This window comes from Mycolicibacterium bacteremicum (genome assembly GCF_002086115.1).
Taxonomy (GTDB): domain Bacteria; phylum Actinomycetota; class Actinomycetes; order Mycobacteriales; family Mycobacteriaceae; genus Mycobacterium; species Mycobacterium bacteremicum.
Genome location: NZ_MVHJ01000001.1, coordinates 225441 through 240385, shown reverse-complemented (window position 1 = coordinate 240385; position 14945 = coordinate 225441). Strand labels below are relative to the sequence as shown.

Genomic DNA, 14945 nt, shown 5'->3' with positions numbered 1-14945 from the left:
TCCGAACTAGTTGATATCGCCGCGATGCACGGGCACACACGCCCGTTTGGTGCCCCACACGGTGGGCACGGTGAAGCACACGACCTTCGGCTGGCCGAAGACCGTGGTCTGTTCGATGGTCCCGACCGCGCCCTCGGGCACCGTCTGGACGTCCATTGCGTTGATCTCGCGGCTGGCGGTCACAGTGTCACCGGTGTGCCAACTCATGTTCCGTGTCTCCTACCCCACGTCTCCATTGATACGTGAGGTGTAACGGCCGACAGCCGACTTTTATTCACGCTGGGCCGATGAGCGCGGCGGTCAGATAGGGCGCGGTCCGGCTCGACGGGTGCGTGGCCACCTGGTGCGGGGTCCCGGCCGCCACCACGGCGCCGCCGTCGGCACCACCGCCGGGACCGAGGTCGATCACGTGATCGGCGCCGGCCACCACGGACATGTCGTGTTCGGCCACCACGACGGTGTTGCCGGCCTCGACCAGTCGGTGCAGCTGTTGCTCCAGCAGTTCGACATCGGCGGGGTGCAGACCGGTGGTGGGTTCGTCGAGCACATACAGCGTGTGGCCGCGCTTGGCGCGCTGCAGCTCGGTGGCCAGTTTGATGCGCTGGGCTTCGCCGCCGGAGAGCTCGGTGGCGGGCTGGCCCAGCCGCAGATATCCCAACCCGACGTCGCGCAGGGTGTCCAGACTGCGCAACGCCGCGGGCAGATCGGCCAGGAAGTCCACCGCCTCGTCGACCGTCATGGCCAACACGTCGGCGATGTTGTGCCCCCGGTAGGTGACCTCCAGAGTCTCCTCGGAGTAGCGGGCGCCGTGGCACGTCGGGCAGGTGGCGTAGGTGCCGGGCAGGAACAGCAGTTCCACCGACACGAAGCCCTCGCCCTGACAGGTCTCGCACCGGCCGGCGGCGACATTGAACGAGAAACGTCCCGCGTTCCACCCGCGCGCGCGGGCCTCGTCGGTATCGGCGAACGTCCTGCGCACGGCGTCGAACAGGCCCGTATAGGTGGCCAGATTCGACCGCGGCGTACGTCCGATCGGCTTCTGATCCACGGTGACCAGCCGCCCGATCATCTCGGCGCCGCCCACCGTCACCCCGATGCTCGCGTCGTGGTCGATGTCGAGCAGTTCGCTCTCGCCGTCGACCGCCTCCTCGACCACCTCGGCGGTGCCGAGCTGCGCGGCGATGACATCACCGAGCACCTTGCACACCAGTGTCGACTTACCCGAACCGGAGACCCCGGTGACGGCGACGAAGGTACCCAGCGGGATGTCGACATCGACGTCGCGCAGGTTGTGGAACGTGATGCCCCGCAGGCGCAGGACGCCCACCGGAGTCCGCGGTGCGCGGTTCCCGCGGTGCTGCGGGTCGAACAGGTGGCGCCGGGTCACGGAGCGCTCGATAGCGGCCAGGCCGGCCACCGGGCCGCTGTAGAGCACCTCACCGCCCAGTTCGCCGGCGCCGGGGCCCACATCGACGATCCAGTCGGCACGGCGCACCACGTCCATGTCGTGTTCGACGACGAAGAGCGAGTTCCCGGCGCGGCGCAGCCGGTCGAGCACCACCAGCAGCGTCTCGGTATCGGCCGGGTGCAGACCCGCCGACGGCTCATCGAGGACGTAGAGGACGCCGAACAGCCCGGCGCGCAGCTGAGTGGCCAGGCGCAGGCGTTGCAGTTCCCCCGGCGACACCGAGGGGGTGCGACGGTTCAGGCTCAGATAGCCGAGCCCGAGGTCCACCAGCACGGCGATGCGGCCCACCAGGTCGGCGGCGATCATGGTGGCCACCTCGGTGTGCTCACCGGACTCGGTGGACTCGTACGCCGCGTCGAATTCGGTTCTGCTCGCGGCGGGTTCGAGCACCTGAGCCAGCGTGTGCAGCGGCAGCGACACCAGTTCGGCGATGTTGTGGCCGGCGAAGGTCACCGCGAGTGCCTCGGGCCGGAGCCCGGACCCGCCGCACACCGGGCAGTCGATGCTGTCGACGTACTGCAGCGCCCGACGGCGCATCATCGCGCTCTGCGAGTTCGCCAGGGTGTGCCGGATGTGGCGTTCGGCGCTGGAGAAGGTGCCGTTGTAGTAGTACTCGGCGATGACCGGATGCCGGCTCGGGTCGATCTCGACCGTCGGCTGCTCGTCGGTGAACAGGATCCAGTCACGTTGCCGCTTGGGCAGTTTGCGCCAGGGCTTGTCGATGTCGTAGCCGAGGGTGATGAGGATGTCGCGCAGATTCTGGCCCTGCCAGGCGCCGGGCCAGGCCGAGACGGCGCCCTCGCGGATGGTGAGCGTGGGGTCGTGCACCAGCGTCCGCTCGGTCACCCGGTGGATGCGGCCGAGGCCATGGCATTCCGGGCAGGCCCCGACCGCGGTGTTGGCCGAGAAGGCGTCGGAATCCAGCCGTTCGGTCGCACAAGGCGGATAACTGCCGGCCCGGGACAGCAGCATTCGCAACAGGTTCGACAGTGTGGTGACGGTCCCGACGGTGGAGCGACTGCTGGTGGCCCCGCGACGCTGCTGCAGCGCCACCGCGGGCGGCAATCCGGTGATGTCATCGACCTTGGGGGCGTCATTGGGTAGCAGGAGGCGCCGCGCGTAGGGCGCCACCGATTCGAAGTAGCGCCGCTGCGCCTCGGCATAGATGGTGCCGAAGGCCAGCGAGGACTTGCCGGACCCGGAGACCCCGGTGAACACCACGAACGCATCCCGTGGCGCGGCGACATCCACCGTGCGCAGGTTGTGCACACGGGAGCCGTACACCCGGACACAGGCGTCTGGTTCGTCGCTCACCGCTCCATTGTGCGCGCCGGCATTGCGCGCGCACGATCAGTACACATCGCGCACATACCGCTTGGTGGCGACCAGATCCTTCTTGTAGTCCTGGGCGGCCTCGGCGGACAGCGACCCGTGCTTACGGATGATGGTGACCAGGGCCGCGTCGACATCGGCGGCCATCCGCGCGGCGTCCCCGCACACGTAGAAATGCGCGCCGTCCTCCAGCCAGCGCCATAGGTCGGCACCGCGTTCGGCCATCCTGTCCTGCACGTAGACCCGGCGTGCCTGGTCCCGCGAGAATGCCAGGTCCAGCCGGTTGAGGAAGCCGTCGTCGACCATGTCCTGCACGTCGTCGCGGTAGTAAAAGTTTTCGCTGCGGTGCTGATCGCCGAAGAACAGCCAATTGCGACCCCGGTGGCCCAGCGCGCGGCGCTCCTGCAGGAACGCCCGGAACGGTGCGATCCCGGTGCCCGGGCCGACCATGATCATCGGCGTGGCCGGGTCTTCGGGCGGGCGGAAGTTCGGCGAGCGCTGCACGAAGACCGGTGCGGTCTGCGCGCGGTCGGCCAGGAACGTCGACGCCACTCCGCCGCGGGCGACGCCACGGGCTCCGCGGTAGCGCACCACCGACACCGTCAACTGCACCTCGGTCGGGCTCACCAACGGGCTGGACGAGATGGAGTACTGCCGCGGCGTCAGCCGCACCAGCGCGTCCTGCCATTCCGCCGGGTCCGCCCGCACGGCGAACTCCTCGACGATGTCGAGACCATTGCGGTCGGTCAGCCAGCCGTCCAGCTTCTCCCGGGCGCGGCGCAGCACCGTGGCCTGTGGGCAGCGTTCGGCGACGAAGTTCAGCAGGTTCGGTGTCACCCGGCAGATGTCATAGGCCGACATCAGCGCGGCACGCAGATCGGTCTCGGCACCGTCGACCTCGATGATCTCGTCACCGGACAGTCCGGTCGCGGCCAGCCAGGCGGCCACCGACGCGTCGTCGTTGCTGACGAACACGCCCAGTGCATCACCGGCGGCATAGGCCACCCCGTGTTCCGCGACGTGTTCGGAGATGTCGAAGCCGAACTGGCGCACCTCTTTTCGGGCCGACTCGGGCGTCAGCCGGATGTTGCGGCTCAACGGAACGGTCGCCGGGTTGTTGCGGGTCAGCGGCGCGGCGCGCGGTGTTGTCGGCGGCTCCGCCTGGGTCACCAGGTCGGCCCAGGCGACCATCGGTGCGTCATCGTGGGATTCGCAATCGACCCGCTCGTGCACCCGGGTGGCGCCCAGTTCGGCGAGTCGGGTGTCCAGCGCCTTCGCGTGTCCGCAGAAGTTGTCGTAGGCCCGGTCCCCGATGCCGAGCACCGAATAGCGCACGCCGTGCAGGGCCGGCGCATCGGCACCGGACAACCGGTCCCAGAATTCGGCACCGTTGTCCGGCGGGCCGCCGTCGCCGAAGGTGCTGGTGACGAACAGCACGTCCTCGGCCGCCGCGACATCGTCCAGGGAGACATCGTTCATGGTGATCAGCCGCGCGCCGGTGATCCGGCCGGCCAGCCGGGCCGCGAACTCCTCGGCAGTGCCGGTCTGGGATGCCCACAGCACCAGGGGCCCGGTGGTCGGCTCGGCGAGCTTGCGCGAGTAGGTGCCTGCCAGCAGTCCGTCCACCCACAGCCGAACCTGCGGGCGCACCGGCGCCGAGGGCGGCAGCACCGGGACACCGTCGGGGTTCGCGTCCAGACCGGTGAAGAATCCGGACAGGTACAGCTTCTCGTCATCGGTGAACTGCGGTGCAGTCATGTTCAATTGCAGTGGGTCCGGGCGTGGCACCTCGACCGGGCACAACCGGACCGCGCAGACCTTGAGCTCGGGTTGCAGGGAATCCGCGTCGACAGCGTCGTTGGTCAGCGCGTTGACGGTGAGGTGTTCACCGTGCTCGTCGTTCCAGTGGAACGGGGCCCACACGTTGCCGGGCCGCACCCGGTCGGTGATCGACACCGGCAGCACGGCCCGCCCGCGCCGGGACGTGAGCTCGACGTGATGGTCCGAGGTGATGCCCGAGGCGGCCGCGTCCTCGGGGTGGATCTCGACGAACGGCGCGCCGTTGAGCTTGTTGAGTTTGTCGACCCGACCGGTCTTGGTCATGGTGTGCCACTGATGCTGCAGCCGACCGGTGTTGAGCACCATCGGGTACTGGTCGTCGGGCAGTTCGCGTGCGTCCATGTGCGGCCGGGCCAAGAACCGAGCCCGCCGCGACGGTGTCGGAAACGCCAACCGGGGTCGGTGCCCGTCGGCGTCGACGTGCAGGGTTTGCGAGACACCGTCATTGACATAGCGGATGGGATGACGATCATCGTTGTCATCGGGTGGGCAGGGCCATTGCAGCGGGGACTCGCGCAGCCGGTCATAGCTGGCGCCGCGCAGGTCGTAGCCGGTGCGTGGATTGGAGAAGCGGCGGATCTCGTCGAAGATCTGCGAACTGGACTTGTAGGCGAAATCGTCACCGAATCCCAGATACTCGGCGACACCGCAGATCAGTTCCCAGTCGGGGCGCGCCTCGCCCACCGGCGGCACGGACTGCTGCAACAGGGTGAGGTTGCGTTCGGAGTTGATCATCACCGCGTCACTCTCGGACCACAGGGCGGCGGGTAGCGCGATGTCCGCGTAGCGGTTGGTTGCGGTGTCGCGGTAGGCGTCCTGGGTGATGACGAGGTCGCACGCCTGCAGGGCGGCGATGACGGTGGCCCGGTTCGGCACCGAGGCAACGGGATTGGTGCAGATGATCCAGCATGCCTTGATGTCGCCGGCAGCGGCCTGCTCGAACATGGCGACCGTCCCGGGGCCGACGTCGCTGCGGATGGTGCCGGGGTCGAGGTCCCATTGGTCCTCGCAGAACGCCCGGTCCTCAGCCGAGAGCACGGCCCGCTGCCCCGGCAATCCCGGTCCCATGTAGCCCATTTCGCGGCCGCCCATGGCATTGGGCTGACCGGTCAGCGACATCGGCCCGCTGCCCGGTCGGCAGATCGCACCGGTGGCCAGATGCAGGTTGCAGATGGCATTGGTGTTCCAGGTGCCGTGGGTGCTCTGGTTGAGACCCATGGTCCAGCAGGTCATCCACTCCCCTGCCGCGGCGATCATCGCTGCGGCGGTACGGATGTCGGCCTCGGGCAGACCGGTGATCGTCGCCACGACGTCCGGGGTGTAGTCGGCCAAAAAGGCCGGCATCGCGTCCCAGCCCTCGGTGTGCTCGGCGATGAACTCCTCGTCGATGTCGCCTGCTGCGACGAGCAGATGCAGCAGGCCGTTGAGCAGTGCGAGGTCGGTGCCGGGCGCGATCGGCAGGTAGAGGTCGGCCTTGTCGGCGGTCGCGGTGCGCCGCGGGTCCACCACGATCAGTTTGGCGCCCGCCTTGAGCCGATCAGCCATCCGCAGGAACAGGATCGGGTGGCAGTCGGCCATGTTGGCGCCGATGACGAAGAATAGGTCCGCCGAATCGAAGTCCGTGTACGACCCGGGCGGGCCGTCGGCACCGAGGGACTGCTTGTATCCGGTGCCGGCGCTGGCCATGCACAACCGGGAGTTCGACTCGATGTGGACGGTACGCAGGTAGCCCTTGGCCAGCTTGGTGGCCAGATACTGCGCCTCGATGGACATCTGCCCGGAGACGTAGAGGGCAACCGCATCCGGACCGTACTCGTCGACGATGGCCCGCAGCCGTCGTCCCGCCTCGGCGACGGCCTCTTCGACGGGAGTGGGGACGGGGTCGGCACCGCGTTCGGGACGTACCAGAGCGGTGGTCAGCCGACCGTCGGTGGCCGCCATCAATTCGGCGTGGGTGGCACCCTTGGTGCACAGCCGGCCGAAATTGGTGGGGTGCAGCTTGTCGCCGCTGACCTGGGCGATGACCGGCAGACCGGTGATCCGATCGGACTTCGTGGTGACCTCGATACCGCAGCCGACCCCGCAGTACGAGCAGGCGGTCCGCGTGGTCACCGACATGCCACCATCGTGTGCTGGCACTGTTCCGGCTCCTTTGTGGCGACGTTAGGGCAAGGAAAACTCGACCTCACAACGCGCTCATCCCCGCGGTGAGCGCGTCATGAGGTCGAGTACGTCCGGTTATGCGGTGGCCACCGACTCCGGCAGCGTCGCGCTGACGGTGGCCTTCGACGACGAGAGCCGTAGGAACACGAACCAGGTGACGGCCGCGCAGATCACGTAGAACCCGAGGAAGACCCAGAACGCGTTGGTCGCGGACTTCGCGTCGCTGACGTAGGACATCCGCAGCACGATGTTGATGAACACGCCGCCGAGGGCACCGACCGCGCCGGCGAAACCGATGAGGGCACCGGACATGCTGCGTGACCAGGCCGCCTTCTCCTCGCGGCTCCACTCGTCGTGTCCCTGCGCCTTGGCTTCGAAGATGGACGGGATCATCTTGTAGGTCGAACCGTTGCCCAGGCCGGACAGGATGAACAGCAGGATGAATCCTGCGACGTACGCGGCCATCTGGCCACCGGTGGGCGCACCTGCCATACCGTCGTCGAGAATGCCTGCGCTGACCAGGATTCCGGCGGCGAAGATCATCGCGACGAACACGTACAGCGTGATCTTGCCGCCGCCGATCTTGTCGGCGAGCTTGCCGCCGAAGGGGCGGGAGATGGATCCGAGCAGCGGTCCGAGGAAGGCGATCTGCGCGGCGTGCAGCGATGCCTGCGCCGGGGTGTCGCCGCCGGCCAGGAAGTTGATCTGCAGCACCTGACCGAATGCGAAGCTGAAACCGATGAACGATCCGAACGTGCCGATGTACAGGAAGCTCATCACCCAGGAGTGCTTGAAGCGCATCGCCTCGACCATGGCGCCCAGGTTCGAGCGCTGGTTACCCAGGTTGTCCATGAAGAACGCCGCACCGAGCGCGGCCAGACCGACGAGCACGAGGTAGATCGCACAGACCAGGTAGGGCGCGGTATTGCTCACGGTGGCGATGACCAGCAGGCCGATCAGCTGGATGACCGGCACGCCGATGTTGCCCCCGCCGGCGTTCAGTCCGAGCGCCCACCCCTTCAGTCGTTGCGGGTAGAAGGCGTTGATGTTGGTCATCGACGAGGCGAAGTTGCCGCCGCCGAGGCCGGCGAATGCCGCCACGAGCATGAAGGTGGTGTAGGACGTGCCGGGCTGCGACATCACCCAGAGCGTGAGCGCCAACGGGATCAACAGCAGCAGTGCGCTGACGATGGTCCAGTTGCGCCCGCCGAAGCGGGCCGGGGCGATGGTGTACGGGATTCGCATGAATGCGCCCACCAACGTCGGCACCGCCACCAGGTAGAACTTGCCGGCGGCATCGATGCCGTAGACATCCTGCGGCATGAACAGCACCATCACCGACCAGATGGACCAGACCGAAAAGCCCACGTGCTCAGCGAAGATCGACCAGATCAGGTTGCGCTTGGCGACATCCTTGCCACCTGCTTCCCAGGCCTGGACATCTTCGGCATCCCAGTGCGCGATATCGCGATTGCGGCGTGTGTTGAACACGGATTCCTCCCAGCAGCGGAAACGGTTGAGGCAAAAGTTACGTTTCGGCCATTCCGCGTCCGTTGCACGACCGTGTCGGCTCTGTCAACACCTACTCACACCGGACCCGACGGCCATGGTGCGCCCCGGGATTCACGGTGGAAGCATCGTGGAAACCGCACCGAAACATTCCGGCGATGCCCGGTGACGGGTATCCCGGGGTGTCTTAGGGCCGCCACGTAGGACGGCTTGTACTCATCGAATCGATTGTGCGCAAGGCCTTTTCGGTATCTGTGGATAAGTCTGCAGCCTGTGGACAACCACCGCGGCGCGTCGGTCGGCAGCGGTAGAATTCGAACATGCTTGCGAATCAGGTGTCGGATCGAGAGGTCGTGCTGACGGCCTTCGATGGCTATGACGCCGCCTGCGAGCAGCTGGCCGCACTCGATGTGACACGGGTGGACCCGGCGGATCTGCTGGCGCTGCAGTCACGTCGCGAACATCGACACCGCACCACCGCCGTGATCGATCACCGCATCCTGGCCGCCCTGCAGGCGCAGGCCACCCCCAAGGAGATCGGCGCCCGTACCTGGGCGCAGGTCTTGACCATCCGACTGCGGATCACGGAGGCCGAGGCCGCCGACCGGGTGCGCGATGCCGCCGATCTGGGCCCCCGCCACAGCATGGACGGCCAGCCGCTGGAGCCGACGCTGGCCGCGTGCGCCGCGGCGCTGGCCGAGGGCAGTATCACGCTCGATCATGTCCAGGAGATCAGGACCGCGGTCGTGCGGGCCGCCCGGTACGCCGACCGCCACCGGTGCGCAGAGCTGGAGGCTGATCTGGTCCAGGCCGCGACCGGGATCACTCCGCGCACGTTGCGCGAGGTCGCCGAGTACGCGATCTACACGCTCAACCCCGATGGCGACAGTCCCGATGTGGCTTCCCACGAGCGCGGGATAACCCTGGGTCGCCAGGATGCCGATGGCCTGATCCGGGTTTCCGGGTGGGTCGACCCCGAATTGGGCGCCTACCTCAAGACCATGAATCAGGTGTGGGCTGCACCTGGAGTCAACAATCCCGCCGACGAGCACCCGGTGCCCAATCCGACCCCCAATCCGCTGGATATTGACGGGCTACCCGTACCGTCGGCCAGACCGGTGACGACAACCGGGCCCGAGACGACGCCGAGTGAGCCCGGACCGCATGCGCCGACGCCCGCGCCGCAGCCACCGGAGCCGAGTACGGCGCCGCTCCCACCCATTGACTCGCCTGAGGTCAGCGGCCTGGACGAGGCCGCCATTCCCACACCCGAGCCGTTCGCACACCGTCGCGATGATTTCGACGCCGCCCTGGCACACCCCGAACCCGCCGCCCTGTCGGCTGACGAGCTCCAACAGCGCCGCAGCCTGCTCGACGACGCCGCAGCCAGTGCCGCCGCACGCGACAACCGCACCGCGGCCCAGCGCAATCACGATGCACTCAAAGCGGTCATCCGCAACGCGCTGATGTCCAAGCAACTCGGTCAGTACAACGGCCTACCGGTGACCGTCGTCGTCTCCACCACTCTGTCCGAACTGCAGAGCGCGGCCGGGATCGCGCGTACCTCCGTGGGCACCACGATGCCGATCCGCGACCTCATCCGACTGGCTGCGCACGCCCATCACTACCTCATCGTCTACCGCGAGCACACCGCCGAACCGCTGTACCTCGCGCGGTCGAAACGCCTGGCGTCCAAAGCTCAACGACTGGTCATGATCAGTCGCGACCGTGGCTGCACCATGCCCAATTGCCCCGTCAAAGGCGCGGGGTGTCAGGGCATGCACGCCGAACAAGATTGGAGCGCAGGCGGACAGACCGACATCACCGGACTCGGTTTGGGCTGCGCCCCCGACAATCAGTTGGCCTTCGATACCGGGTGGACCACCAGCGTCGGCCCCGACGGCCGCGTGCACTGGCATCCGCCGCCGTTACTCGACACCGGCCAAGACACCCTGAACCACTATCACCATCCCGAAGAACTTCTCAGACGTCGCGAAGAAGACGCCGGCGAGGACCGATAGGCGTTCTCAGCGGCGGCGCTGCCACCACCGCTTGCGCGATGGGGCGGGTGACGTTGCCGGAGTAGGTGTTTGAACCGGAGTCGGGGTGGCCGCCGCGTCCGGACTATCCTCGGCTTCTGAGGTCCCGTCGGTTTCGGGACTGTCCTCCGCTTCAGATGTGGTGTCGGCTTCCGGGCCGTCGTCGCCGTCGGACGTGTCCTCGGCTTCGGGAGTGTCCTCGGCTTCGGCAGAGATCTCGGGGTCAATCGTGGACTCGTCCGCGGGCTCGGATACGGACTCCTCGGGCGCGGGCTCAGCGTCGGCGTCGGTATCGCCCTCGACACCGGTGGCATCCGCCGCCTCGGAGTCAGCTTCGGTGTCGGTATCTGCGTCCGGTTCGGGCTGACCCGCGGCCTCGCCGTCGCCCCCGCCCTCGGCGTCGCCAGGGTCAGCGCCTGCAGCCTCCGAAGACTCCGCGTCGGCGGACTCTTCGAACTCCTCATCGGCGGACTCCGCAGGTACGTCGGACTCAGCCGGCCCGCCCACAGCCGAGTCGGTACCGTCCTCCGCCTCGGCGACCGACCCATCCGCCACAGCACCGTCGGCGTCGTCCTCGGTCAGCGGGGACTCGTCCGCCGTGGCTTCATCGGACTCCCCGGACACGTCAGACTGCCCGGCTGCCGGCGCCGGGTCGACACTCCTGACCGCGAGCAGCTCGGCCTCCGGGCCGGTCGGCGTCGCGTCGGCGTCGGCACCCGCCGCGTCACCACCGTCGGCGTCGGCACCCTCGCGGTCCGCCGCTACGTCATCGTCGGCGGTCTCGATGTTGCCTTCTGCCGTCGCAGCGGGCTGTGAATCAGCTTCGGGCTGGTCGGCATTCGCATCGGTCGCGTCGTCAACGGCGGGGGCATCACCTTCGGCCTCCGCCGAAACGTCGGCCGCTTCAGCTTCGCTTTCTGCTTCGATGCCGTCGTCGGAATCCTCGTCGCTGGGCTCACCCTCGACGGCCGTCGCCGGCTCGGACCCGGCCTGCGCCTCGGTCTCGCCGTCATCGGCCACGCCGGTCTCGGCATCACCAGCGGCATCGGTCGCACCGACAACATCGGCCTCATCGGACGTCTCGCCGGGCACCTCCTCCGCGTTGTCCGGTTCGACACCGGTCACCGCAAGAAGTTCGGCCTCCGGCCCGTCCTGCTCATTGCCGTCCGCGTCGGCCGGTGCGTCACCGTCGAGCACCGCGTCATCCTCGGCGGCCTCGGCCTCGAACTCATCGGCGGCCTCCGCCTCGGCCGACCCTTCGACCTCATCCTCGACAGCGCCAGGTTCAGAATCGTTATCGGAGCCGTCGGGAGCGTCGGCGTCGGTCACCGTCGGTAGCTCTGCCTCGGGTGCGTCCTGCTCGACCTCACCGTTTTCGCGCGCCTCATCGCCCCCGGCCACCTCGGCCTTGTCGGCAGCCTCGGCCTCGACGAGCGAGTCGGACTCCGCTTCCGCCGCAGACTCATCGGCCGCCGCGTCGTCGGGCCCGGTCTGAGCGCTCGTCGGCGCATCATCCGGCTCGACAACCTCGAGCACCTCGGTCTCGACGGCCACCTCCTCGGCGTCGGCCCGGTCGGCAGCCTCCGACACCCCGGCACCGCCACCGCCGGATGCCACGGCAACGCCGGCGACTCCACCGGCGGCACCCGTGGCGATCACCTTGGTGTCCAGGTCCTCGACCGCGAGCTGGCGGGCCTGATTCCCGGCCAGTGTCGCCGGCGCCTCGCGACCCTTCGGCGCGACCATGATGTACACCACCGCGGCGATGAACACGAACGTCGAAGTGAACGAGTTGACCCGGATCCCGGCGATCAGCGTCGCGGTATCACTGCGCAGCAGCTCGATCCAGAACCGGCCCAGGCAATAACCCGCCACATACAGCGCGAAGAGTCTGCCGTGCCCCAGCTTGAAACGCCGGTCGGCCCAGATCAGGGCCGCGAACACCGCCAGGTTCCACAGCAATTCGTACAGGAACGTCGGATGCACCACCCCGATGACCTGGCCGGTGGACACCCCGTTGAGAGTGTCGCGGAACCCGGCGGCATCGCGGCGCTCGTAGATTTCCAAACCCCACGGCACGGTCGTCGCCCGCCCATAGAGCTCCTGGTTGAAGTAATTGCCCAGCCGCCCGATGGCCTGCGCCAGGATGATTCCCGGGGCGATCGCATCACCGAACGCCGGCAATGGGATCCCCCGCCGCCGGCACCCGATCCACGCGCCGACGGCACCGAGCGCCACCGCACCCCAGATTCCCAGGCCGCCATCCCAGATGCGGAACGCCGCGACCAGACCGGCCCCGCCCTCACCGAAGTAGGTGGGCCAGTCGGTCAGTACGTGGTAGAGCCGCCCGCCGACCAGACCGAACGGGACGGCCCACAGCGCGATGTCGTAGATGACGCCGCGCTCACCACCACGCGCGGCCCACCGCCGGTCGCCGATCACCAGCGCGGCCACGATGCCCGCGATGATGCACAGTGCATACGCCCGCAGTGGCACGCTGCCGATGAACCAGACACCCTGATCGGGACTCGGGATGTAGGCCAGCGTGCTCACCGTCATGCGCGAACCGCCTGCCGCACACCTTCGGCCAGCTCGGCGGTCAGCGCCCGCACCGCATCGACCCCCTCATCGAGGGCCGACACCAGCGCCGACCCGACGATCACGCCGTCGGCGTACGCACCGATCTCGGCGGCCTGCTGCCGGGATCGCACACCCAGGCCGACGCCCACCGGGATGTCGGAGATGGCCTTGACCCGGCTCACCAACTCCGGCGCCGCGTTGGACACCGCGTCACGCGCCCCGGTCACGCCCATGGTGGACGCGGCGTAGACGAAACCGCTGGAGGCCTGCACGGTCGCGGCCAACCGCTCCGGCGTCGAGGACGGCGCAACCAGGAAGATCCGATCCAACCCATTGGCATCCGAGGCGGCGATCCAGTCGTCGGCCTCGTCGGGAATCAGGTCCGGTGTGATCAGGCCGAGGCCGCCCGCCGAGGCGAGGTCGCGTGCGAACGTATCGACTCCCTTACGCAGCACCGGATTCCAGTACGTCATCACCACCGCGGACCCGCCGGCATTGCTGATGGCCTCGACCACCCGCAGCGCGTCGTAGACCCGCACGCCGTTGGCCAGCGCGGTCTCGGTCGCCCGCGCGATCGTCGGACCGTCCATCCCGGGATCGGAATACGCGACCCCGACCTCGACGATGTCGCAACCCGATTCGACCAGTGCCGTCATCGCCTCGATCGAGGTGTCGACGGTCGGGTATCCCGTCGGCAGGTAGCCGATCAACGCCGCCCGACTCTCCGTGCGGCAGGTTTCGAACACTGCCGCAAGCCGGCTCACGACTTCTCCTCCAGCAATCCGAACCACTTGGCAGCGGTCTCGACGTCCTTGTCGCCGCGCCCCGAGACGTTGACCAGCACGATGGCCGACGGACCGAGTTCGGCCGCGACCTTCACCGCACCTGCCACCGCATGCGCCGACTCGATCGCGGGGATGATGCCCTCGGTCCGGCACAGCAGCGAGAACGCGTCCATCGCCTCGGTATCGGTGATGGGCTGGTACTCCGCGCGCCCGACGTCCTTGAGCAGCGCGTGCTCGGGCCCGACGCCGGGATAGTCCAAACCGGCCGAGATGGAATGGGACTCGATGGTCTGGCCGTCCTCGTCCTGCAACAGATAGGAGAACGAACCCTGGAACGCCCCCGGCGAACCACCGGTGAAGGTGGCGGCATGCCGACCGGTCTCCACCCCGTCGCCGGCGGCCTCGAAACCGATCAGCCGCACGGCCGGGTCATCGATGAAGGCGTGGAAGATGCCGATCGCGTTCGATCCGCCGCCGACACATGCGGCCACCGCATCCGGCAACCGGCCGGCCTGCTCGCGGATCTGAACGCGCGCCTCCATGCCGATGATCCGCTGGAAGTCGCGCACCATGAGCGGGAACGGGTGCGGCCCGGCGGCCGTCCCGAACGCGTAATACGTGTTGTCCGCGTTGGCAACCCAGTCGCGGAACGTCTCGTTGATGGCGTCTTTGAGGGTGCGCGAGCCGGACTCGACCGACACCACCGTGGCGCCGAGTAGACGCATCCGGGCGACGTTGAGCGCCTGCCGCGCGGTGTCTACGGCGCCCATGTAGATGACGCATTCCAGGCCGAGCAGCGCGCATGCGGTCGCGGTGGCGACACCGTGCTGGCCGGCGCCGGTCTCGGCGATCACCCGGGTCTTGCCCATCTGGCGGGCCAGCAGCGCCTGCCCGAGCACATTGTTGATCTTGTGAGATCCGGTGTGGTTGAGGTCTTCTCGCTTCAGGAAGATCCGCGCACCGCCGACGTGTGCACTCAGCCGCTCGGCCTCGTAGAGCGGTGACGGCCGCCCGCTGTAGTGACGCTGCAGGCGGTCGAGCTCATCGAGGAAGGTCTGGTCGTTGCGCGCCTTTTCGTACGCCGCGGTGACCTCTTCGATGACGGCCATCAGCGCCTCGGGCACCAGTCGGCCGCCGTAGGCGCCGAAATGTCCCCTGGCGTCCGGGTCATGGCTGGTGGGTTCGGCCAGTGCTGCACTGGTGTTCGGCAATCCGGCGATATCGCCCATG

8 protein-coding genes are annotated in these 14945 nt (G+C 68.1%); 1 reads left to right on the top strand and 7 read right to left on the bottom strand.

Annotated features, from left to right (window positions below):
- Positions 1-6: 6 nt before the first annotated feature.
- The 4 genes from BST17_RS29145 to BST17_RS01050 form a co-directional block, all read right to left on the bottom strand.
- Complete coding sequence (locus BST17_RS29145; protein WP_083054699.1) at positions 7-207, bottom strand: hypothetical protein; 201 nt, start codon at positions 205-207, stop codon at positions 7-9.
- Positions 208-274: 67 nt separating this feature from the next.
- Positions 275-2782, bottom strand: a complete 2508-nt coding sequence (locus BST17_RS01060; protein ID WP_083054697.1) for an excinuclease ABC subunit UvrA — start codon at positions 2780-2782, stop codon at positions 275-277.
- Positions 2783-2818: 36 nt separating this feature from the next.
- Positions 2819-6757 (bottom strand): bifunctional nitrate reductase/sulfite reductase flavoprotein subunit alpha, encoded by a 3939-nt coding sequence (locus BST17_RS01055; protein ID WP_083054694.1) that lies wholly within the window; start codon positions 6755-6757, stop codon positions 2819-2821.
- Between the two features lie 120 nt (positions 6758-6877).
- The gene (locus BST17_RS01050) at positions 6878-8293 is read right to left on the bottom strand and encodes a nitrate/nitrite transporter (RefSeq protein WP_083054692.1); all 1416 of its coding nucleotides are present in this window, start codon (positions 8291-8293) and stop codon (positions 6878-6880) included.
- A gap of 338 nt (positions 8294-8631) precedes the next feature.
- On the opposite strand from BST17_RS01050, the gene BST17_RS01045 reads away from it, so the two are divergent.
- Positions 8632-10332, top strand: a complete 1701-nt coding sequence (locus BST17_RS01045) for a DUF222 domain-containing protein (RefSeq protein WP_083054690.1) — start codon at positions 8632-8634, stop codon at positions 10330-10332.
- A 6-nt stretch (positions 10333-10338) separates the two neighbouring features.
- Here BST17_RS01045 and lgt read toward each other — a convergent pair whose 3' ends face one another.
- The 3 genes from lgt to trpB are packed head-to-tail and all read right to left on the bottom strand — an operon-like array spanning position 10339 to position 14944.
- Positions 10339-12909, bottom strand: a complete 2571-nt coding sequence (gene lgt, locus BST17_RS01040) for a prolipoprotein diacylglyceryl transferase (RefSeq protein WP_083054688.1) — start codon at positions 12907-12909, stop codon at positions 10339-10341.
- Positions 12906-13694, bottom strand: coding sequence for a tryptophan synthase subunit alpha (gene trpA / locus BST17_RS01035; protein ID WP_083054686.1), 789 nt, complete (start codon positions 13692-13694; stop codon positions 12906-12908). Before trpA ends, lgt begins: the two co-directional genes overlap by 4 nt.
- Positions 13691-14944 (bottom strand): tryptophan synthase subunit beta, encoded by a 1254-nt coding sequence (gene trpB / locus BST17_RS01030; protein WP_083055245.1) that lies wholly within the window; start codon positions 14942-14944, stop codon positions 13691-13693. The genes trpA and trpB overlap by 4 nt, the downstream gene beginning before the upstream one ends.
- Between the last annotated feature and the right edge of the window lies 1 nt (position 14945).

Excerpts from the sequence above, each read along its gene's own strand:
- BST17_RS29145 (WP_083054699.1), bottom strand. The coding sequence starts at position 207 with ATGAGTTGGCACACCGGTGACACTGTGACCGCCAGCCGCGAGATCAAC.
- BST17_RS01055 (WP_083054694.1), bottom strand. The coding sequence starts at position 6,757 with ATGTCGGTGACCACGCGGACCGCCTGCTCGTACTGCGGGGTCGGCTGC.
- lgt (WP_083054688.1), bottom strand. The coding sequence starts at position 12,909 with ATGACGGTGAGCACGCTGGCCTACATCCCGAGTCCCGATCAGGGTGTC.
- BST17_RS01045 (WP_083054690.1), top strand. The coding sequence starts at position 8,632 with ATGCTTGCGAATCAGGTGTCGGATCGAGAGGTCGTGCTGACGGCCTTC.
- trpB (WP_083055245.1), bottom strand. The coding sequence starts at position 14,944 with ATGGGCGATATCGCCGGATTGCCGAACACCAGTGCAGCACTGGCCGAA.